General features: G+C 71.0%; 20 protein-coding genes. 3 read left to right on the top strand and 17 right to left on the bottom strand.

The features are described 5' to 3' along the window. Positions 1-6 precede the first annotated feature (6 nt). Both IAI53_RS14100 and IAI53_RS14095 read right to left on the bottom strand, forming a co-directional pair. Positions 7-1,977: a MacB family efflux pump subunit gene (locus IAI53_RS14100; protein ID WP_187718805.1), complete on the bottom strand. Its 1,971-nt coding sequence runs from the start codon at positions 1,975-1,977 to the stop codon at positions 7-9. Next, complete coding sequence (locus IAI53_RS14095; RefSeq protein ID WP_187718804.1) at positions 1,977-3,293, bottom strand: efflux RND transporter periplasmic adaptor subunit; 1,317 nt, start codon at positions 3,291-3,293, stop codon at positions 1,977-1,979. The genes IAI53_RS14100 and IAI53_RS14095 overlap by 1 nt, the downstream gene beginning before the upstream one ends. Positions 3,294-3,499: 206 nt before the next feature. On the opposite strand from IAI53_RS14095, the gene IAI53_RS14090 reads away from it, so the two are divergent. Further along, positions 3,500-3,916, top strand: coding sequence for a Fur family transcriptional regulator (locus IAI53_RS14090; RefSeq protein WP_187718803.1), 417 nt, complete (start codon positions 3,500-3,502; stop codon positions 3,914-3,916). A gap of 113 nt (positions 3,917-4,029) precedes the next feature. On the opposite strand, the gene IAI53_RS14085 is transcribed toward IAI53_RS14090, so the two are convergent. The 7 genes from IAI53_RS14085 to hemP form a co-directional block, all read right to left on the bottom strand. Next, complete coding sequence (locus tag IAI53_RS14085) at positions 4,030-4,446, bottom strand: ExbD/TolR family protein (RefSeq protein WP_187718802.1); 417 nt, start codon at positions 4,444-4,446, stop codon at positions 4,030-4,032. Beyond that, positions 4,446-5,213: a MotA/TolQ/ExbB proton channel family protein gene (locus IAI53_RS14080; RefSeq protein ID WP_187718801.1), complete on the bottom strand. Its 768-nt coding sequence runs from the start codon at positions 5,211-5,213 to the stop codon at positions 4,446-4,448. The genes IAI53_RS14085 and IAI53_RS14080 overlap by 1 nt, the downstream gene beginning before the upstream one ends. 2 nt (positions 5,214-5,215) lie before the next feature. Then, positions 5,216-5,932 (bottom strand): energy transducer TonB, encoded by a 717-nt coding sequence (locus IAI53_RS14075; RefSeq protein ID WP_225433319.1) that lies wholly within the window; start codon positions 5,930-5,932, stop codon positions 5,216-5,218. Positions 5,933-6,088: 156 nt separating this feature from the next. Then, a complete protein-coding gene (locus tag IAI53_RS18670) occupies positions 6,089-6,217 on the bottom strand; it encodes a hypothetical protein (RefSeq protein WP_262407743.1) in 129 nt (42 codons plus the stop codon). Between the two features lie 106 nt (positions 6,218-6,323). Next, positions 6,324-6,800 (bottom strand): bacterioferritin, encoded by a 477-nt coding sequence (bfr, locus tag IAI53_RS14070; protein ID WP_187718800.1) that lies wholly within the window; start codon positions 6,798-6,800, stop codon positions 6,324-6,326. Beyond that, the gene (locus tag IAI53_RS14065; RefSeq protein ID WP_187718799.1) at positions 6,797-7,021 is read right to left on the bottom strand and encodes a (2Fe-2S)-binding protein; all 225 of its coding nucleotides are present in this window, start codon (positions 7,019-7,021) and stop codon (positions 6,797-6,799) included. The genes bfr and IAI53_RS14065 overlap by 4 nt, the downstream gene beginning before the upstream one ends. Before the next feature lie 59 nt (positions 7,022-7,080). Next, positions 7,081-7,284: a hemin uptake protein HemP gene (gene hemP / locus IAI53_RS14060; RefSeq protein ID WP_187718798.1), complete on the bottom strand. Its 204-nt coding sequence runs from the start codon at positions 7,282-7,284 to the stop codon at positions 7,081-7,083. Positions 7,285-7,507: 223 nt separating this feature from the next. Between hemP and IAI53_RS14055 the strand changes: the two genes are divergently transcribed. Then, a complete protein-coding gene (locus tag IAI53_RS14055) occupies positions 7,508-8,212 on the top strand; it encodes a fumarylacetoacetate hydrolase family protein (RefSeq protein ID WP_187718797.1) in 705 nt (234 codons plus the stop codon). Here IAI53_RS14055 and IAI53_RS14050 read toward each other — a convergent pair whose 3' ends face one another. Further along, entirely contained in the window at positions 8,213-9,463 is a 1,251-nt protein-coding gene (locus IAI53_RS14050) for an AsmA family protein (protein WP_187718796.1), read from the bottom strand. It lies immediately after the preceding gene. Positions 9,464-9,608: 145 nt separating this feature from the next. Between IAI53_RS14050 and mscL the strand changes: the two genes are divergently transcribed. Next, entirely contained in the window at positions 9,609-10,034 is a 426-nt protein-coding gene (gene mscL, locus IAI53_RS14045) for a large conductance mechanosensitive channel protein MscL (protein WP_187718795.1), read from the top strand. A gap of 67 nt (positions 10,035-10,101) precedes the next feature. On the opposite strand, the gene IAI53_RS14040 is transcribed toward mscL, so the two are convergent. The 7 genes from IAI53_RS14040 to modA form a co-directional block, all read right to left on the bottom strand. Beyond that, positions 10,102-12,444 carry a CHASE2 domain-containing protein gene (locus IAI53_RS14040; RefSeq protein ID WP_187718794.1) on the bottom strand — a complete coding sequence of 781 codons (2,343 nt, stop codon included), beginning with the start codon at positions 12,442-12,444 and terminating at the stop codon, positions 10,102-10,104. Then, positions 12,411-14,012: a FecR family protein gene (locus tag IAI53_RS14035; protein WP_187718793.1), complete on the bottom strand. Its 1,602-nt coding sequence runs from the start codon at positions 14,010-14,012 to the stop codon at positions 12,411-12,413. The genes IAI53_RS14040 and IAI53_RS14035 overlap by 34 nt, the downstream gene beginning before the upstream one ends. A gap of 123 nt (positions 14,013-14,135) precedes the next feature. Continuing rightward, positions 14,136-15,467 (bottom strand): GGDEF domain-containing response regulator, encoded by a 1,332-nt coding sequence (locus IAI53_RS14030; RefSeq protein ID WP_187718792.1) that lies wholly within the window; start codon positions 15,465-15,467, stop codon positions 14,136-14,138. Beyond that, positions 15,464-16,105 (bottom strand): MBL fold metallo-hydrolase, encoded by a 642-nt coding sequence (locus IAI53_RS14025; RefSeq protein ID WP_187718791.1) that lies wholly within the window; start codon positions 16,103-16,105, stop codon positions 15,464-15,466. The genes IAI53_RS14030 and IAI53_RS14025 overlap by 4 nt, the downstream gene beginning before the upstream one ends. Before the next feature lie 56 nt (positions 16,106-16,161). Beyond that, positions 16,162-17,232, bottom strand: a complete 1,071-nt coding sequence (modC, locus tag IAI53_RS14020) for a molybdenum ABC transporter ATP-binding protein (protein ID WP_187718790.1) — start codon at positions 17,230-17,232, stop codon at positions 16,162-16,164. Next, positions 17,229-17,918 carry a molybdate ABC transporter permease subunit gene (gene modB, locus IAI53_RS14015; protein ID WP_187718789.1) on the bottom strand — a complete coding sequence of 230 codons (690 nt, stop codon included), beginning with the start codon at positions 17,916-17,918 and terminating at the stop codon, positions 17,229-17,231. The genes modC and modB overlap by 4 nt, the downstream gene beginning before the upstream one ends. A 10-nt stretch (positions 17,919-17,928) precedes the next feature. Then, on the bottom strand, positions 17,929-18,690 hold the full coding sequence (gene modA / locus IAI53_RS14010; protein ID WP_187718788.1) for a molybdate ABC transporter substrate-binding protein: 762 nt from the start codon (positions 18,688-18,690) through the stop codon (positions 17,929-17,931). Positions 18,691-18,716: the final 26 nt, after the last annotated feature.

Raw genomic sequence — 18,716 nt, 5'->3', positions numbered from 1 at the left:
GGACTATCACTCCGAAGCGAGGGCGACCACCGGGTCGAGCCGCGCGGCCTTGCGCGCCGGCAGGAAGCCGAAGACCAGACCGGTGGCGAAGGCGCAGCCGAAGGCGAGCAGCACCGGGGCGAGCGAATACTGGATGGGCGTGCCGAAGGCCTCGACGATGGCCGCCACGCCCAGCCCGGCGGCCACGCCCACCAGCCCGCCGAGCGCGGACACCGCCAGCGCCTCGACCAGGAACTGCTGCAGGATGTTCCTCATGCGCGCGCCGGTGGCCATGCGGATGCCGATCTCGCGGGTGCGTTCGGTGACCGACACCAGCATGATGTTCATCACCCCGATGCCGCCGACCAGCAGCGAGATCGCCGCAATCGAGCCGAGCAGGATGGTCATGGTGTTCTGCGTGGCCGACACGCTCTCGATCAGCGAGGCCATGTTGCGGATCTGGAAATCCTCGGTGCCGTGGCGGGTCAGCAACAGCGCATGGACCTCCTCCTGGGTGCGATCGATCTGCTCCACATCCTCGACCGCGACGGTGACGTTGCGCAGGTGGCGCTGGCCGGTGAGGCGCAGGCTGGCGGTGGTGTAGGGCACGAAGATGGCGTCGTCCTGGTCCTGCCCCCAGGAGGTGGCGCCCTTGGGCGCCATCACCCCGACCACCTGGAAGGGGATGTTGTTGATCAGGATGAAGCCACCCAGCTCGACGCCGTCGGGGAACAGCGCATTGGCCACCGTCTGGCCGATCACCGCCACCGGCGCGTAGCGCGTCTCGTCCTCCACCGAGAAGAAGGTGCCGCTGGCCACCGGCCAGGTGCGCGCCACCACGTAGTCGGCGGCAGTGCCGACCACCTCGGTGCGATGGTCCAGGTCGGCGCGGCGCACCGTCACCGAACTGCTCTGTTCGGGGGCTGCGGCCAGCACGTTGGGCAGTTCGCGAATGGCCTCCACGTCCTCCGGCACCAGGGTGACGATGCTGCCGCGCCCGCGCATGTTGGGCGCACCGGGACGCACCATCATCAGGTTGCTGCCCATGGCGCTGATGCTGTCGACCACCGCGCGCTTGGCGCCGTCGCCGATCGCCAGCATGGTGATCACCGAAGCGACGCCGATGACGATGCCGAGCAGGGTGAGGATGGTGCGGAAGACGTTGGCGCGCAGGGCACGCACCGCGGTGCGCGCGGCCTCCACCAGGTCGGTGAGCGGCGAGCTGCGGTCCACGTGCGGCGTGAAGTCTGGCTCGTCGCGCGCCGGCGGGCGCGGGCCGGGGTCGGACTGGATGAGGCCGTCGCGGATCTCGATGACCCGGTCGGCCGCCTCGGCCACCTCGCGCGCATGGGTGATCAGGATGATGGTGTGCCCGGCCGCCGACAGCTCGCCGAGCAGGCGCATCACCTCGGCGCCGCTGCGGCTGTCCAGCGCACCGGTCGGCTCGTCGGCAAGGATGATGCGCCCGCCGTTCATCAACGCGCGGGCAATCGACACGCGCTGCTGCTGGCCGCCCGAGAGCTGGCCGGGGCGGTGGTCCAGGCGGTCGCCCAGGCCCAGTTCGGTGAGCAGCTCGGCCGCCCGCGCGTGGCGCTCGGCGGGCGGCATGCCGGCATACACCGCCGGCACCTCGACGTTCTCCAGCGCGGTGGCACTGCCGATCAGGTTGTAGCTCTGGAAGACGAAGCCGAACTCCTCGCGCCGCAGGCGGGCCAGTTCGTCGCCGTCCAGCGCCGCCACGTCGCGGCCCATGAAGCGGTAGCTGCCGCCGCTGGGACGATCCAGGCAGCCGAGGATGTTCATCAGCGTGGACTTGCCCGAGCCCGAGGCGCCGACGATGGCGACGAACTCGCCGGGATGGATGGCGAGGTCGATGCCGTGCAGCACCTGCACCGCCAGTTCCCCGCTGTGGAAGCTGCGGGTCACCCCGGACAACTCGATCAGCGGCACGGCCGGCGCTTCGGCGGGCAGGTCGGCAAGAGCGGTCTCGGCCTTCATCAGCGCGGCAGCCTCGGCATCGGCCCGCCCTGCTGGCCGCCGGCGGAGGCCAGGCGCAGGCCGGCCACCACCTGTTCGCCCTCCTGCAGGCCGTCAACGATCTGCGCCGCGATGCGGCTGGTCACGCCGACCTGAACCTGACGTTCCTCGATGCTGCCGTCGCCGGCGAGCACGCGCACCGTGGCGCTGCGCGGCCCTGCTGCGTCACGCGGGCGCCCTGCCCGTCCGTTGCCCTCGGCCGACGGCCGGCGCATGCGCTCGGTCGCCGCGGCGCCGTTGCCCGCGCCGGTCCTGGCGGCCGCAGCGCCCGGCGAGCGCACCCCTGCCCCGGCGAGATTGGACAGCGCCCCCATCGGCACGCTCAGCGCATCGGCCGCGCGCGCGACCACGAAGAACACCTGCGCGGTCATCTGCGTCATCAGCCGGCGGTCCGGGTTGGGCACGTCGAACAGCGCGTTGTAGAGCACCACGTTGTTGGTCACCGTCGGCGTGGGCTCGATCTTGCGCAAGCTGCCGGTCCACCGCTGCCCCGGGTTGCCCAGGGTGGTGAAGTAGGCATCCATGCCCAGGCGCAGGCGGCCGACATCGGCCTCGGACACCTGGGTCTGCACGGTCATGGTGGACAGGTCGGCCACGCGCAGGATCACCGGCGCCTGCTGGGTGGCGTTGAGCGCCTGGCCCTGGCGCGCGGAGATCGACACCACGGTGCCGGCGATCGGCGCCTCGATGCGGGTGTATTGCAGATTGGCCTCGTCGGCGCGCAGGTTGGACTCGACCTGGTCGATCTGCGCCTTGAGCGCCTCGATCTGCGCACGCACCGAGCGCAGCGTGGCCTCGGCCTGCTGCAGCGATTCGGTGGTGGTGGCCTCTTCGGCGATCAGGTTCTGCTGCCGGCGGTGCTGGATCTCGGCCAGCGTCAGGCTCGACTCGCGGTCGGTGAGCTGGGCGCGCAGGTTGCGCAGCTGCGCACGGGTCGCATCGACCTTGCTCTGCAGCACGGTGGCGTCGATCTCGGCCAGCAGGTCGCCGGCCTTCACCTCGCTGCCCACCTCCACATGAAAACGCTTGAGCTGGCCGGACACCTGCGCGCCCACGTCCACGTAGTCGCGCGGCTGCAGGGTGCCGGTGGCGGTGACCAGATCCTCCACGTCGGCGCGCTGCACCGCGACCAGCTGGTATTGCTCGGCCGGCGAGGCGCTGCCGCGCAGGTGCTGCCAGGCAAGGTAGCCCCCTCCGGCGGCCAGGGCGAGCAGGATGGTCACGACGATGATGGGGGTACGGCGGGTACGCGGGGCGGTGGAAGCGGTTCGGCTCATGTCTCGGCAGGCGTCAGGCAATCGTTTGTGCGACGGGAATGAAGGATATTGGAGCAATGACGCTCGGTTTGTATCGTATTGCAGTGCACGGTCGTCATCGTCCGGCAGGTGGACAGACCGCCGGTCGTCACGTAGATTTCATCCAAATGACCGGCGGGCAAGGCCGGCGAAAACCCTGATCAGGATCAATACGGACCTCCGCAGAGATGGACAGACTCACGACCCGGGAGATGACCGCGCGCCTGCGTGCCGCCGGCATTCCGGTCACCCTGCAACGCCTGGAGATCGCCCGCGTGCTGCTGCCGCGGCCGGTACACATGAGCGCCGACCAGGTGCTCAGCGAAGTCCGGGCGACGGTGCCGGAGACTTCCCGGGCAACGGTCTACAACACGCTCAAGCTGTTTCGTGAGAAGAAATTGGTCAAGGAACTGATCGTCGATCCGGATCGCGTGGTGTTCGATTCCAACACCGACCCGCACTACCACCTCTACGACGTGACCACCGGCGAGCTGACCGACGTGTCCGCCGACGAACTGCAGGTGGTCGGCGTGCCGCAGCTGCCGCCGGACATCGAACTCGAAGAGGTCGACGTGATCATCCGGGTGCGCGGCAAGCGCGGCTGAGCCCCTCGCCCCGCCCCGTCATGCGAAGGCCGCCCGGCAAGGCGGCCTTCTTCGTTTCCGCGGCAGGAGCGGCCTTGGCCGCGATACGGCTCTCGTTTCCCCGAAGGCCGCGCCTACCGCGCCGGGACGGTGATGAAGCCCATCTTCTGCACCCCGGCCTCACGCGCGGCCGACATCACCTCGGCGATCTTCTGGTAACGCGTCTCGCGGTCGGCGCGCAGGTGCAGTTCCGGCTGCGGCGTGGCTGCCGCGGCATCGGCCAGACGGACGGCCAGATCGGCATCGGCCAGCGGCTGGTCGTTCCAGAACAGCTTGCCCTCGCCGTCCATCGCCAGGGTCACGGTCTCGGGCTTTTCCACGTTGGGGTCGCTGGAGGCGGCCGGCAGGTCGATCTTGACGCCGTGGGTGAGCAAGGGCGCGGTGATCATGAACACGATCAGCAGCACCAGCATCACGTCGATCAGCGGCACCATGTTGATCTCGCTCATCGGCGCCTGTCCGCCACCCTGGTTGAATCCACCGAAAGCCATCATGCCGCTCCCGCGCTGGGACGCAGCGCCACGGTCCTGGCCCCGCCCGCCTCGCGCGCCGCGCCGGCATCGGGATGGGCGGCCAGGCGCGAACCGGTGGTGAACCAGGCGTGCAGGTCGTGGGCGAAGGCGTCGAGCTCGGAGAGCTCCAGCCGGTTGGCGCGGCTGACCGCGTTGTAGGCCAGCACTGCGGGGATGGCGACGAACAGGCCGAAGGCGGTCATGATCAGCGCCTCGCCGACCGGGCCGGCCACCTTGTCCAGGGTGGCCATGCCGGAGACGCTGATGTTCACCAGCGCGTGGTAGATGCCCCACACGGTGCCGAACAGGCCGATGAAGGGCGCGGTCGAGCCGATGGAGGCCAGCATGGTCAGCCCGGCTTCCAGCTTTGCGGTGGACAGCGCGATCGACTTGCGCAGCGCGCGGGTGACGAACTCCTCGGCATCGAGCTTGCCGCCCAGCGACTGCTGGTGTGTGTGCTGGCGCACATGTTCGGCCGCCGCGGCGCCCTGGCGCGCCAGCGCCTCGAAGGGCGAATCCGGCGCCAGCTTGCGCAGGCGGGCCAGGCCGTCCTGCAGGTCGGACGCCGCCCAGAAGGCTTCCACCGCCTGGTCATGGCGGCGAGCCTGCAACTGACGCACCACGCGCACCAGGATCAGGTACCAGCTGGTCACCGACATCAGCACCAGCGCAAAGGCCACCAGGCGGATCGCCAGGTCGGACTGCGCCCACAGGTGGGCCAGACCGAAGGTTTGCTGCATTTCCACGTTCAGGATCCTTCCAGTTTGAAGACGATGGGCACCAGCACCCAGGCGGCAACCGCGCGATCGCCCTGGCGCGCGGGCACGAAGCGCCAGCGGCGCACAGCGTCGGTCGCGGCACGGTCGAGCCGCCCGGAACCGGAGCTGGCGGACAGTTCGATCTCGGCCGGCAGCCCCTCGGCAGACACCCGCACACGGAGCATCACCCGGCCTTCCTCGCGCATCCGCCGCGAGAGGGGAGGATACGCCGGGGGCGGATTGTTGAGGTAGTCGGCGTCGAAGCGCGCCGCGGTCACCACCGGCGTGCTCGGCCCCGGCGCGGCACGCGAGGGCGCGGCTGGCGCCGCAGCGGGTGCCGGCGGAGCGGGCGGCGCCGGTTCGGCCGGCGCGGCAGCGGCGGGCGGTTCGGGCTCCGGCGGGGTCTCCGCGGTCAGCGCGGTCGGCGCCTTGCTGACCGGCTTGGGCGGAGGCGGCGCGGGGCGCGGCTTGGGCTTGGCCACCGGGACGGGCTTGGGTTTGACCACCGGCTCGGGCGGGGGCACCGGTGCCGGCGGCACTTCCGGCGGCGGCGCCGGCTGCGCCGCTTCGATCAGCGCGACCTGCAGCGGCGCTGCCGCCACCAGCGCCGGACTGAAGTCGGCGCGCGCGATCGCATACAGACCCGCGGCATGCGCCGCCATGACCAGCGCCAGCGCCAGGCCTCGAGTACGCCTGCGCAAGCGCATGGGTCGCGGCCGCCCGGGCCCCGCGGACCGCGGTGCGCGCGCACGAACCGGCGCCGCGCGTTCGCGCGCCGGCGCCCGCTCGGCGACGGGGAAGAATGCAGGGGCAGGCAACGCCCGGTCGGCTAGGCTCATGAGTCCGCTTTCCGGCTTGCCCGTTCAGAGCCCGGCAACGGGCAGCAGCGGCCCCATCGCCAGGTTCATCAGCACCGCGGCAACCACCAGGTAAAGCGCCACCCGCCGGGCGGCGAACGCGGCACTCGCCAGCCGCGCAGGAAGTCCTCGCATCGTCGGTAACATGGCAAACCAGTCCTGTTCGTATCTTGGCGCTGGCTAGCCCGCGACGCGGCGGGGCATGGCTGGCGTGCGGCGCGTCCGGGCCGCCCGGCGCGGCTCAGGAGCCGCCGTCCATCTGCGACTGCAGGTAGTTCTGCAGGCCGACCTTGTCGATCAGGTCGATCTGCGTTTCCAGGTAGTCGATGTGCTCCTCGGTGTCCTCGAGGATGTCTTCGAGGATCTCGCGGGACACATAGTCCTTACAGGACTCACAGTAGGCGATCGCCTCGACCAGCAGCGCACGGCCCTCGGTCTCCAGCTTGAGATCGCCCTGGATGCACTCCGGCACGTTCTCGCCGATCAGCAGCTTGTTGAGGTTCTGCAGGTTGGGCAGTCCTTCGAGGAACAGCACGCGCTCGATCAGCTTGTCGGCGTGCTTCATCTCCTCGATGGATTCTTCGTATTCGTGCTTGCCCAGGCGGACGAGACCCCAGTTCTTGTACATCCGCGCATGCAGGAAGTACTGGTTGATCGCGGTCAGTTCGATCGTCAGTTGCTTGTTCAGGTATTGGATGACCTTCTTGTCGCCTTTCATCGTGCCTCCATCAGGGAAAAAGCCGCGGGGAACGCCTGCGGCGCACCAGCCGCCTGCGAGCCGAGTGCCGACTTCAGGCAGGAGTGCGCGCAGCTTGCGCAACGACCGCAATCGGCGGCCACCCCGAGGTGGTCGCGCAGATCGCGCATACGCCGCACGCCACCCTCCACGGCATCGTGAATATGACGCTCGGTCACCGCGTTGCACACACAGACGTACATGTCAGTCTAGCCCCTGATGGTGGTTGCGAACAGCGCGGCACGCCGCGCCGCCGGCCTGCCTACTTGGTCAGGATCAGCTTGCCCGCCCGGGTGGCGCGCAAGGCATACAGCGCGTCGCCATGGCGGATCATCACGCACGAGCGACCCTGCAGCAGCTTCTCGCTGGCGATCGGCTGCTCGCCGCAGCGCGCGAGCGCCGTCTCGGGCAGGTCGAAGGCCGCGTCGGCTGCATCGCTCTCATCGTGATGTGGACGCTGTTCCATTACGTGTAAGCTTAAGTACAACAAGAATGATTCGCATTAAAACACCGCGAGGCGGCAAGGTCAAGCACGGACCATCGGTGCACGAAGCATGCCGGCGCCTCCTGACCGGGCCGGGCGCCGCGGCGCCTGCCGCTGCGGGCCGTTTCCGACTGTGCCGCGCTCACCTCCGCCCGCTGGGATGCGACAATCGGCGGGCAATGTCGCCAACCCAACAGGAGTCAGCATGTCGGACAAGTACGTGATCGCAGCGCCCGCGCAACCGGCCGTGCCGGTGGTCGGCGGCGGGTTGTTCCCGGTGCGGCGGATCTACTGCGTGGCGCGCAACTATGCCGCCCATGCCCGCGAGATGGGGGCGGACCCGACCCGCGAGTCGCCCTTCTTCTTCACCAAGCCGGCCGATGCGGTGCTGTCGGTGGCCGAAGGCGAGTGCGGCCGCTTCCCCTACCCGCCGGCCACGCGCAGCGTGGATCACGAGCTGGAACTGGTGGTGGCCCTGGGCGCCGGCGGTGCGGACCTGAGCGCCGAGCAGGCCGCCGGCTGCATCTGGGGCTATGCGGTGGGACTGGACATGACCCGGCGCGACCTGCAGGCCGAGGCCAAGGCCAAGGGGCGGCCCTGGGACATCGGCAAGGCCTTCGACGGCGCGGCGCCGATCTCGGCCATCGTGCCGGCCGCCGGCAAGGTGCTGGCGGCCGGCGAGATCAGCCTGCAGGTCAATGGCGAGACGCGCCAGCACGGCGACCTGGCCGACATGATCTGGTCGGTGCCCGAGGTGATCGCCTTCTTCTCTCGCTACTACCGGCTGATGCCCGGCGACCTGATCTTCACCGGCACGCCGGAAGGGGTGGGGCCGGTGGTGCCGGGCGACCGCCTGAGCGGACGCATCGCCGGCGTGGGCACGCTGGAGATCGAGGTGGTGGGCCGCTGATCAGCGCGCGACCGGCGGGCCACGAAGGCTCAGCCGGGCGTTGCGGCTTTCCATCCCGCCCAAGCGCAGGCGGCCGACGAGCACCTCGGCGGTGAGCGGCCAGTCCTCCCAGCGCGGCGTCCCGCCGTCCGTGTCGGCGGACGGCAGGCGCGCGCGCAGCGCATCGAGGTCGAGCGCGTCGATCGCGAGCTGCAGGTCGGGCACGCCGTCAGCGCGCAGCGGCCAGGACCAGCGCCCGCTCAGCGCGCTGCCGGCGAGCCTACCCTCCAGCGTGCCGGACAGGACATCGCCCTCGCTGCCGGACAGGACATCGCCCTCGCCATGGAAGGCGGTGGCGGCATCGATCTCGATGCGCGGCGCGGCGAACGCCGCCCTGCCCGCCGCCTGCCAGCGGCTCACGGCCATGCCGGCCTGATCGATTCTGGCCGACAGCTTCAGCGGCCCCTGCGGGCCGTCCGCCTGCGCCGCGAAGTCCGCCGATTCCAGCTGAACCCCCTCGCCGGCCGCGATGCGTGCGGCGGCGATTTCCAGGCGGCCTTCGTCCAACCGCCACACCCCGTCCAGCTGTCCGCTCAGTCCGGCCGTCAGCGCATCGAGCCGGATGCCTTGCGCATCGAGGCGATAGCCCGTCTCCCCATCCACCGCCAGTTCGCCGGCCAGCGGCCCGGTCAGCTCGATGCGCGCCGTCAGCCGCAGGCGGCCGACCTCGCCCATCGCCACCGGTCCGGCCGCCAGTTGCGGCAGCAGCGCCCGCAGGCGCAGGTCCCGGGCGGGATAGTCCAGCAGCACTTCCGTATCGGCCAGCGTCAACCGGCCGATGACCGGGGCCGGCGGCGCGCCTGCAGTTTCCTGCGGGGCGGCAGGCAGCAGCCAGTCGAGCGGGCTGGGGCGGCCCTGCCCGTCGATATCCACCTTCAGGTGCAGGCCGCGGACATCGAGCGTGGTGATGCGCGGCCGATCGGCCAGCAGCTCGCCGAACGCGAAGCCGGCGGCGATCTCGTCCACCGCGGCCAGCGGCGTGCCATCCGGGCCGCGCAGCACCAGGCCGCGCAGGCGCACCTGCCCGAGCGGCCAGACCCGCCATTCGACCGGTTCGGCCAACGTCACCTGCGGCAACAGCCTCGCCTGCAGGGCGTCTTCCGCCGCACCGCGCAGCCACTCCCCTGCGCGCCAGGCGAGCAGGCCGAGCGCCAGCCCGCCGATCAGCGCGAGGAACAGCAGGGCGAGAACGAGGCGGCGCAGCAGCTTCATCGGTGGGTTCAGGATGGTCCTCCGGGGCTCGATGGTAGCGGCATCGCCGAGATTGTGCGCCGCGCGAGCCACTGGCTATGATGCGAGGGTGCGGACAACGACAATTCCCGCCGCGCTTCCACCCCTTCGACCAGGAGAACCCAGCATGAGCTTCATCAAGGAATTCAAGGAATTCGCGATGCGCGGCAGCGTCGTCGATCTTGCCGTGGGCGTCATCATCGGCGGCGCCTTCGGCAAGATCGTCGATTCGCTGGTCAAGGACATCGTGATGCCCATCATCGGCCGGCTGCTGGGCGGGGTGGATTTCCGCCATCTCTACATCAACCTCGGCGACCAGGTCTTCGAAACCCTGGCCGAAGCCGAGAAGGCCGGCGCGCCGCTGGTGAAGTACGGCTCCTTCATCAACACCGCCATCGACTTCATGATCATCGCCTTCGCGATCTTCGTCGCCATCAAGGCGATGAACCGCCTCAAGCGCGCCGAACCGCCGGCACCGCCGCCGGAGCCCGCGCCCGAGCCGGAAGACGTCAAGCTGCTGCGCGAGATCCGCGACGCGCTGAAGGCGCGCTGAAGGCCTAGCGGGCCTTGCCCGGGCGCCCCGTTGGCCTCGCGCCGGGGCGCCGCCCGTTTGACCGGCGTCAGCGCATGGCGGGCAGGAACAGGGTGAAGGTGCTGCCCGCACCCTCCTCGCTGCGCACCGACACCGAGCCGCCATGGCGCTCGGCCACCGTGCTCACCATCAGCAGGCCGAGCCCCACGCCTTCGACCGCCGGGCCATGTTGGGCGCCGATGCGGCCGAAGCGGCGGAACAGGCGCGACAGATTCTCCGGCGCGATGCCGCAGCCGCTATCCTGCACCGCGACCGCCCAGCCGCCGGCCTCGGCAGCGAGCGCCAGCCGGATCTCCGCGCCGCGTGGCGAATACTTGATGGCATTGGTCAGCAGGTTCACCACCGCACGGAACAGCAGTTCGCGGTCGCCCATGACCAGGCAGGCCTCCTCCTCCTCGATTCCGGGCGCGAAGCGGGTGACGACCCGCTGCTCGCGGCCGCGCGCGAGAGCCCACACTTCATCGGCGGCATCCATCAGCAGCATCTCCAGCGCCACCTCGCTGAAGCTGTCCGCCTGCAGCGCCTCGGCGCGCGCCAGGCGCAGCAGCTTGTCGGCCATGCCGAGCGCCTGGCGCGCATAGCCCTCCAGCCGCGCCTTCCCCGCCGTCATGTCCCCGGCCGCAGGGTGGCCGTCGAGCAGGGTGAGGATGGAGGCCAGCGGCGCGCGCAGATCGTGCGAAAGGAAGTACATCAGGTCCTCGCGGCTGCGCTGCGCCGCGCGGATCGGCGCGATGTCGGAGAGGCCGAACACCGCACCGAGCGGCCCGCCCTGCTCGTCGTACAGACCGCCGACGCTGACCATCAATGCGCCGCCGTCCGCCTGGTCGGTCTCGATGACGCAGCCGCCGCCGGCAGCGGGCATCGGCAGCCCGCCGGCGAAGGCCTGCCCAGCCGGCCAGGGCATGGCAGCGAGCATCTCGCCCTGGGCCTCGGCGCTCCCGCTGCCCAGCAGGTCCGCGGCACGGCGGTTGGCCAGGCGGATCCGGCCGGCCGGATCCGCCACCAGCACCCCCACCGGCAGCGCGTCCAGGGTATCGGCGACGAAGCGCTGCAGGGCACGCTCGCGCCGTGCGGCGTCGCGCACCACCGCGATGCGGGCGCGGAAGGGATCGATCGAACCCGGCGGTGCGGCCTGCACCGTGCCGGTATCGAACGGACCGGCCAGGCCACGCAGCGCGGCCAGCTCGGTATCGAGATAGCGCTGCGCCGCTTCCAGGCGGCGCCAGCTCCACAACGGATAGGCCAGCAGACAGCCGGCCAGCGCGCCAGCCGGCGGCAGCCACAGCTGGCCGAGCGCGAGCAGCGCCCAACTGCCGGCGAGCACCGCCGCCGACACCGCAAAGGCCACCACCAGGGTGAAGCGCGGCCCGGCACGCAGCATGGCGAGCAGCAGGCCCGCCACCGCCAGCACCGCGAACGCCGCCCCGGCGAGGCGGCCGACCGGCACCACCGCGATCCCCTGACGCAGGGCGTTGAACACGTTGGCGTGCACCTCCACCCCCGGCATCGGCCGTGCATGGCCCGAGGTGGGCGTGGGCACGATGTCGCCCATGCCCACCGCGGAGGCACCCACCAGCACCACCGCGCCGGCCAGTGCGCCGGACGGCAGTTCACCGCGCAGCACGTCGGCGTAGGAGAGATAGCGGAAGCTGCCCGGCGGGCCGATGAAGGGGATGTGGAACCAGCCGTCGCGCCGCCAGCCCGGCAGCGCCCGGTCGTCGGCCGGCGGTCGACCCGCCCGCGCCGCCGCGGCGGGGTCGTACAACTGCAGCGCGGCGAGCGCCAGCTGCGGGTGGCGGGCGCTGCCCATGCCCTCCCACAGGTAGGCGCTGCGCGCGATGCCGTCCGGGTCGAGTTCGATGTGGATGTGGCCGAGCGCCGCGGCCGCCTCGGCAAAGGGCGCTGCCGGCAGGGCCTCGCCCGCGCTGGCCGCCGCACGGGTGCCGTGGGTGACCGGCAGCACCACGCGGCCGTGCGCGGCCATCGCCCGTGCGAGCGCCGCATCGCCGGCACGCTCCTCCGGGTCGGACTCCGCGAGGATGATGTCCAGCGCGACCACGTCGGCGCCGGCCTGTGCAAGCTGCTCGATCAGCGCCGCATGCACTGCTCGCGGCCAGGGCCAGCGACCGATCTCCGCGAGGCTGTGGTCGTCGATCGCGACGATGGCCACCGCCGGGTCGGCCGGCAGGCGCTGGGTGGCCATGGCCGCGTCGTAGAGCAGGCTGTCCACCCGCCACAGCCAGCCGTTCCAGGCCGCGCCGCCGGCCAGCCCGGCGCACACCACGGTCACCGCCAGCCACTCGGCCAGCGGCTGGCCGACCAGGCGGCGCAGGCCGTTCAGAGCGCGAGCAGCGGCAGCAGCAACATCCACCACGGGAAGTCGGCCGGAACGATGATGCGCTGCGCGCCGGACCAGGCGCCGACGAAGCCGTCGGCGTCGATCGCACGCACGCGCATGTAGTAGGTGTCCGGCGCCGGACGCGGCAGCTGCACCGCCGGTTCGGCGACCGTGCCGGCATGCAGCACTTCGGCAAAGTCGTCCTGCACGGCGAACTGGTAGTCGAAACGCTGGCCCGGCTCGCCGGCCCAGCGGAAGGCCAGCGTGTCCTCGCCCACTTCCGGCGGTTCGGGCACGGCCGCGGGCTCGCGCACCACCAGGCGCGACACGGCGGACCACGGTCCGTGGTCGCCGTCGGCGCGCACGCTGGCCACCCGCCAGCGGTAACTACCCGGGGCCAGCTCACGACGCAGGCCGGTATCGGTCAGGGCTTCGCGCACCGTCCCGGGTGCGCTGAAATCCTCGCCAGCGACCAGTTCGAAGCGGTAGCTCGCCGCCTCCGGCGCACCGCTCCAGACGAAGTTCACCGGGCCGGCAGGCGCCTTGCCGAGATCGGCCGGTTGGCCGGGGAAGGGCGGTTCCGGCCGGGCCTTGAGGCGGAAGCTGTGCAGCGCGTCGTGGCCTTCCAGGCCTTGCGCATCGACCAGGCGGGCGCGCAGGTGGTATTCGCCGTCCGGCAGTCCGTCGAAGCGGACCTCGCCGCGCGCGCTGCGCTCGGCCAGCACCGGACGGAAGTCCGGGTTTGCGGCGACCTGCACCCGCCAGCGCTCGGCGCCGTCGACCGCCGGCAGGGCGAAGCGCACCACCGGCTCGATGAACAGGGTCGGCCAGCCGCCGAGGTCGGGCGCCGGCGGCAGGGGCTGCGGACGGCCCAGGGCGCGGGAGCCGTCGGCGAGCAGGCCGAAGCCGGCGTCGAGCGCCCGGCGCACGCCGCGCGCGCCGACCTCGACCCGGCCGTGGGTCACTTCCGCGCGGCTGATGCCGGTCTGCGCGTCGTTGGCCACGCGGAAATCGGTGCCGCGCACGCCGATCACCGCGGTGGGCGTCTCGATGCGGTAGCGCGCCGCGGGTCCGCGCTGCGGCTCGGTATGGGATTCCACCCGGCCCTCTTCCAGACGCAGGCCGACGTCCTCGCCGGCCAGGTCCGGATGGCCGTGCAGGCGCTCGACCTGCAGGCGCGAGCGCGCGGGCAGTTCCAGCGTGGAACCGTCGGGCAGGCGCAGGGATACGTGGCCGTCGGCGCCGGTACTGAGCCGGGCGCCCGACTTCACCTCGTCCCCGGCGGCCAGCGCGCGGCCGTCGGCCAGCGCCGCGCCGCTCACCGCCTCGACCCGCATGGCGCGCGGCTCCGGACGCAGCATGCCGCGCGGGATGCGCAGCACGGTGCCGACCGGGATGCTGTAGGGATCGGCCACGCCGTTGAGCTGCTGCAGGCGGGGCCAGGCCGACGGCCGCGCGAGGAAGCGCTCGCCCAGGCCGATCAGGGTGTCGCCGGCGACCACCCGGTAGCGGATGTCGTCGGCCACGGCAGCGCCGGCTGCGAGGACCAGCCCGCTCAACAGCAGGCCACGGATGATGACGGGAATACGGCGGAACGTCATGAGGGCGCCAGAGGGGAAGGTGGAAGGCGGTCGATTCTAATCACCGATGCCCGCCGTCAATTGCAAAATCACGCAAAATCGGCATCCCGCACACCAATACCCCCTTCGTCGGCGCCCCGAACCTCATCCGATTTCGTCGACCGCTGCCGGTGCCTGCACGGCGATGACCCTGTCCTTGCCGGCCCGCTTGGCCCGGTACATCGCCTCGTCCGCCCGCTCAAGCACGGCCTCGGCGCTTTCGCCCGCCTGCCAGGCCGTGACCCCGCCGCTGAAGGTGATCGCCATGTCCTGACCGCCGGCCCGGAACGCCGTGTCCGCCAGCTCGCGGCGCAACCGGTCCAGGGCAGTAGCGGCCTGTTCCAGCCCGGTCTCCGGATAGACGATGACGAACTCCTCGCCGCCATAACGTCCGGCACCATCCTGCGGGCGCAGGTTGCGACGGATTGCCTCGGCGCAATACCGGAGCGCCTCATCGCCGGCCTTGTGCCCCAGTTCGTCGTTGATCTGCTTGAAATTGTCCAGGTCCAGCACCGCCAGACACAGCGGGCGCGCGAGACGCGCTGCGCGCGCGGCCTCCTTGTCGAACAGCTCTTCCAGGCCCCGCCGGCTCAGCAGGCCGGTCAGCTGATCATGGCGCAACAGGCGGCTCGCCTTGTCGAGCTCCTGCTGGAGTTCGTCGATCTGCTGCCTGGCCGCGTGCGCCTCCGGGTGGGCTGCGACGGGTGGCTGCCCGCCCTGCGCGGCATCGGCGTCGCCGGCAGCCACCGGCGGTGCTTCGAGCCGCTCCAGGCGATAACCGTAGTTGTAGGTCGGGCTCAGGCGGAAACCGCGCTCGGGACGCAGGCCCAGCTTGGCGCGCACCCGGCTGATGTGGGTGTCCACGGTGCGGGTGGCGACATTGGGGTTGCGCCCCCACACCGCCTCCAGCATGTGTCCGCGGGAGATCAGGCGGCCGAGGTTGCGGAACAGGAAGACCGCCAGGTCGAATTCCTTTTCGGTCAGCGCCACGGGCTCACCCTCGCAGCTGGCTGCCTTCGTCGCGGTGTCGAAGCGGTAGGCGCCCACTTCCAGCACCGGATCGGCTGCCACCGGGCGCGCCCGCCGCATCACCGCCTCGATGCGCGACAGGGTCTCGAAGCGGCGCATCGGCTTGACGATGTAGTCGTCCGCACCAACGGACAACGCGGCCACCACGTCCTCCTCGGCGTCGCGCGCGGTGGTGAAGATGGCCGGCACGTCGTCGCCGCGGTCCTCGCGCGCCCAGCGCAGCACGTCGTGGCCGGTCATGTCGGGCAGGGTCCAGTCGAGCAGGTAGAGGTCGAAGCTCTCGCGCCCTGCGCTGCGGATGAAGTCGCGCCCGCAGGGGAAGGCATGCACGTCGTGGCCGGCCTCGCGCAGCCAGGCCGACAGCGTGTCGCGGTGTACCGGGTCGTCCTCGAGGATCGCCACCCTCATGCGTAGTCCCCCACGTAGGGATTGTCGGCGCGCTCGTCGCCGAAGGTCGAGCGCGGGCCGTGGCCGGGCACGAAAGTGACGTCGTCGCCGAGCGGGAAGAGCTTCTCGCGGATCGAGGCGATCAGCGTGGCGTGGTCGCCGCGCGGGAAGTCGGTGCGCCCGATGGAGCCGGCGAACAGCACGTCGCCGACGATGGCCAGCCGGCTGCCCGGGTGGAAGAACACCACGTGTCCCGGCGTGTGGCCCGGGGCATGGATGACCTGCAGGGTTTCCGCGCCCACGGTGACCGTGTCGCCGTCGTTCAGCCAGCGCTCGGGCTCGAAGCTGTCCACCTCGGGAAAGCCGAACATCTTGCTCTGCTGCGGCATGCCGGCGATCCAGAAGCGGTCTTCCTCCTGCGGGCCCTCGATCGGCACCTTCAGCTGGCGCGCCAGCGCGGCGGTGCCGCCGGCATGGTCGATGTGGCCGTGGGTGATGAGGATCTTCTCGACCTGCACGCCTTCCTCGCGCACGGCGGCGAGGATGCGCTCGATGTCGCCGCCCGGATCGACCACCGCCGCGCGGCCGGTGGCGTCGCACCACAGCAGCGAGCAGTTCTGTTCGAAGGGGGTGACGGGGATGGTGCGGCAGTGAAGCATGGCGGCATCAGCCTTGCAGGGAAAAGGGGCAATGATAGCCGATGCACTCCGCCCGCTCAGCCCAGCAGCGCCACCGCCTTGATCTGCGCCCACATGCGCAGCCCGGGTTCGATCTGCAACTGGTCCAGTGAACGCCGGGTAATGCGCGCGATCAGCGGCGTGCCCTCGGCCTCCAGGCGCACCAGCACGTGCGCCGGGGTGTCGGCGTCGGCGATCTCGCTGACCATGGCGGGCAGCAGGTTGGTGATGCTGGTGCCCTCCACCTTGCAGAAGGCCAGGCTGACGTCGCGCGCATGCACGCGGAAACGCAGGCGGTTGCCTGGGGCTTCCGGACGCCGTGCAACGAATACATGGCCACCGGGGAAGTCCAGCCGCGTCAGGTGATAGCGTTCATCGTGGTGGCCGACACGCGCCTCGATGACCACCCCGGCGTCTTCCGCGAAGGCCAGCGGCAGGTCGAGGCGGGCCAGCGTGTCCTGCAGGCCGCCGCTCGTCACCACCCGGCCGTCTTCCATCAGCACCACGTGGTCGGCCAGGCGGGCGACCTCGTCCGGCGCGTGGCTGACGTAGAGCACCGGGATGTCCAGCTCGTCGTGCAGGCGCTCCAGGTAGGGCAGGATCTCCTGCTTGCGCGCGTGATCGAGCGCCGAGAGCGGCTCGTCCATCAACAGCAGGCGCGGGCTGGTGAGCAGCGCACGGGCGAGCGCCACGCGCTGGCGCTCGCCGCCCGACAGGGCGTCCGGATAGCGCGTCAGCAGGTGGCCGATGCCCAGCAGCTCGATCACCTCGTCCCAGCCCACGCGGCGCTCGCCCGCCGGGGTGCGGCGCAGCCCGTAGCGCATGTTGGCCGCCGCATCGAGATGCGGGAACAGGCTGGCCTCCTGGAAGACGTAGCCGAGCGGGCGCTTGTGGGTGGGCAGAAAGGTGACGCCGTCCTGCCAGGTCTCGCCATTCACCACCAGGCGTCCGCCCGCAGCCTGCTCCAGGCCGGCCACGCAACGCAGCAGCGTGGTCTTGCCAGAGCCCGAGCGGCCGAACAGCGCGCTCACCCCGCGCGCGGGCAGCGACAGATCCACGTCCAGCACGAAGCCGCCGCGATCGACCCGGAAACGCGCCTCGATGCTCATTGCGCCACCCCCACCACCTTGAAGCGCCGGTTGATCGCGTACACCGCGAACAGCAGCGAGAAGGCGAGCACCACCAGGATGGCCGCCAGCGCGTGGGCGGACTCGAAGTCCATCGCCTCGACATGATTGAAGATGGCGATGGAAGCCACCTGGGTGCGCCCGGGGATGTTGCCGCCGACCATGATGATCACCCCGAATTCGCCCAGCGTGTGGGCGAAGGACAGCACCGCCGCGGTGAGGAAACCACGCCGCGCGAGCGGCAGCGACACGCTCAGGAAACGATCCAGCGGCGAGGCGCGCAGCGTGGCCGCCGCCTCCAGCATGCGCTGCCCGGTGGCGGCGAAGGCGTTCTGCAGCGGCTGCACCACGAAGGGCAGGGAATAGATCATCGAGCCGATCACCAGGCCGGTGAAGGTGAAGGCCAGGTGACCGACGCCGATGTCCTCGAAGAAGCCGCCCACCACGCCGCGCGGGCCGAGCAGCAACAACAGGTAGAAGCCGAGCACGGTGGGCGGCAGGACCAGTGGCAGCGAGACGAAGGCTTCGACCACGATCTTGCCGCGCCAGGCGGTCCGCGCCAGCCACCAGGCCAGCGGTGTGCACAGCACGATCAGGATCGCGGTGCTGACCGCTGCGAGCTTGAAGGTGATCCACAGCGCGGTGAGGTCTTGCGCGGACAATTGCATGCTTGCCGACTCACTCCAGGCCGTAACCGGCGTCCTCGATCACCTTGCGCGCCGCAGCGTCGCTGCGCAGCCAGGCGAGGAAATCGGCCGCCGCGGCCGGATGGTCGGCGCGCTTGAGCGCCACCGCGGCCTGTGCGATCGGCGTATACATGTCGGTCGGCGGAATCCAGTGCGAGCCCGGAATGCCGTCTGCCCCCTTGATCTGCGCCAGCGCGACGAAGCCGAGTTCCGCCGCGCCGGAGGCGACCTGGCCATGGGTCTGCCCGATGGAGTTGCCCTTGACCACCCTGCCGGCCGCTTCCAGCGCGTCCCACACCCCCAGCGTGCTCATGATCTGCTGCGCGGCGGCGCCATAGGGTGCATTGCGCGGCTCGGCGATCGCCAGGTGGCGGAAGCTACCCTCGCGCAGCACCTTGCCCTCGTCATCGACCACGCCGGCCGACGCGCTCCACAGCACCGGTACGCCCAGCGCATAGACGAAGCGCGAGCCCGGCACGGCGAGGCCATCGGCCTCGAGCTTTTCCGGACGCGCCGAATCGGCCGAGAGGAAGACGTCGAACGGCGCGCCATTGACGATCTGCGTGGTCAACGCCCCGGACGAGCCGGCGCTCAGCACCAGGGTGTGGCCGCTGGCCGCCTTGTACATCGCGGCCAGCTTCTGCAGCGTGCCGTTGAAGTTGGCGGCCACCGCCACCTTGATCTCGGCCGCCGCGGACAGGCCCGGGAGAATCGCAACCGCCAGGACGGCCAGGACTCGGGAAACAGGTTTCATCGTCTTACTCCATCAGGGTGAAGGGA

It is taken from the genome of Thauera sedimentorum (assembly GCF_014489115.1).
Classification (GTDB): domain Bacteria; phylum Pseudomonadota; class Gammaproteobacteria; order Burkholderiales; family Rhodocyclaceae; genus Pseudothauera; species Pseudothauera sedimentorum.
This window is presented reverse-complemented; position numbering and strand designations above follow the sequence as displayed.

Bases quoted from the DNA above. Each gene is read 5' to 3' on its own strand.
- bfr (WP_187718800.1), bottom strand. From the start codon at position 6,800: ATGAAAGGCGACAAGAAGGTCATCCAATACCTGAACAAGCAACTGACG.
- IAI53_RS14090 (WP_187718803.1), top strand. From the start codon at position 3,500: ATGGACAGACTCACGACCCGGGAGATGACCGCGCGCCTGCGTGCCGCC.
- IAI53_RS14095 (WP_187718804.1), bottom strand. From the start codon at position 3,293: ATGAGCCGAACCGCTTCCACCGCCCCGCGTACCCGCCGTACCCCCATC.
- IAI53_RS14025 (WP_187718791.1), bottom strand. From the start codon at position 16,105: ATGCTTCACTGCCGCACCATCCCCGTCACCCCCTTCGAACAGAACTGC.
- mscL (WP_187718795.1), top strand. From the start codon at position 9,609: ATGAGCTTCATCAAGGAATTCAAGGAATTCGCGATGCGCGGCAGCGTC.
- modC (WP_187718790.1), bottom strand. From the start codon at position 17,232: ATGAGCATCGAGGCGCGTTTCCGGGTCGATCGCGGCGGCTTCGTGCTG.
- IAI53_RS14035 (WP_187718793.1), bottom strand. From the start codon at position 14,012: ATGACGTTCCGCCGTATTCCCGTCATCATCCGTGGCCTGCTGTTGAGC.
- IAI53_RS14075 (WP_225433319.1), bottom strand. From the start codon at position 5,932: ATGCGCTTGCGCAGGCGTACTCGAGGCCTGGCGCTGGCGCTGGTCATG.
- IAI53_RS14055 (WP_187718797.1), top strand. From the start codon at position 7,508: ATGTCGGACAAGTACGTGATCGCAGCGCCCGCGCAACCGGCCGTGCCG.
- IAI53_RS14030 (WP_187718792.1), bottom strand. From the start codon at position 15,467: ATGAGGGTGGCGATCCTCGAGGACGACCCGGTACACCGCGACACGCTG.
- modB (WP_187718789.1), bottom strand. From the start codon at position 17,918: ATGCAATTGTCCGCGCAAGACCTCACCGCGCTGTGGATCACCTTCAAG.
- IAI53_RS14050 (WP_187718796.1), bottom strand. From the start codon at position 9,463: ATGAAGCTGCTGCGCCGCCTCGTTCTCGCCCTGCTGTTCCTCGCGCTG.
- hemP (WP_187718798.1), bottom strand. From the start codon at position 7,284: ATGGAACAGCGTCCACATCACGATGAGAGCGATGCAGCCGACGCGGCC.
- IAI53_RS14085 (WP_187718802.1), bottom strand. From the start codon at position 4,446: ATGGCTTTCGGTGGATTCAACCAGGGTGGCGGACAGGCGCCGATGAGC.
- modA (WP_187718788.1), bottom strand. From the start codon at position 18,690: ATGAAACCTGTTTCCCGAGTCCTGGCCGTCCTGGCGGTTGCGATTCTC.
- IAI53_RS14065 (WP_187718799.1), bottom strand. From the start codon at position 7,021: ATGTACGTCTGTGTGTGCAACGCGGTGACCGAGCGTCATATTCACGAT.
- IAI53_RS18670 (WP_262407743.1), bottom strand. From the start codon at position 6,217: ATGCGAGGACTTCCTGCGCGGCTGGCGAGTGCCGCGTTCGCCGCCCGG.
- IAI53_RS14100 (WP_187718805.1), bottom strand. From the start codon at position 1,977: ATGAAGGCCGAGACCGCTCTTGCCGACCTGCCCGCCGAAGCGCCGGCC.